This window comes from Salinimicrobium oceani (assembly GCF_012037645.1).
In genome coordinates this window covers 1-534 of sequence record NZ_JAAVJR010000357.1, presented here as the reverse complement: position 1 = coordinate 534, position 534 = coordinate 1, and the positions used below count along the sequence as shown (strand labels likewise).

1 protein-coding gene is annotated in these 534 nt (G+C 42.3%); it reads left to right on the top strand.

Features of this window, described 5'->3' with window-relative positions; translation table 11 throughout:
- On the top strand, positions 1-534 hold a 534-nt coding region (locus HC175_RS17165), incomplete at both ends, for a RagB/SusD family nutrient uptake outer membrane protein (protein ID WP_168139541.1).

Genomic DNA, 534 nt, shown 5'->3' with positions numbered 1-534 from the left:
CTCAACTCCCGCAAATATTCAGACCATTCTTGTGGGAATGTATGCCGAGGCGAGGGATAATGACAGCTACGGTGGTCATATTGCCCTGGCTTCAGAATTAATTGCCAATGATGGCCACCTTTCATGGAACGGAACTTATGTACAACCTGCTGAATTTGATGAAAAAGCTATTCTTGCCGATAACAGCTATGTTAGAGATATCTGGATGAATGGGTATCAGATAATTAATCAGGCCAATATTGTTCTTGCCAATCTTGATGTTTTTGAAGATGAGGATGAAAGAGCCCAGGTTGAAGGTGAAGCCAAATTCCTTAGGGGGCTTGCCTATTTTGACCTGGTAAGGTTATTCTCAATGCCTTATGAAATGGGAGCAAACGGAGGCGAATTGGGAGTTCCTGTCGTATTGGAACCTGTGCTTGATGCATCTTCAATTGACTATCCTGCGAGAAACACTATTGAAGAAGGATATTCCCAGGTGCTCAATGATCTTACCGATGCCTATTCTTTGTTACCAGAAGATAATGGTTTTTATGC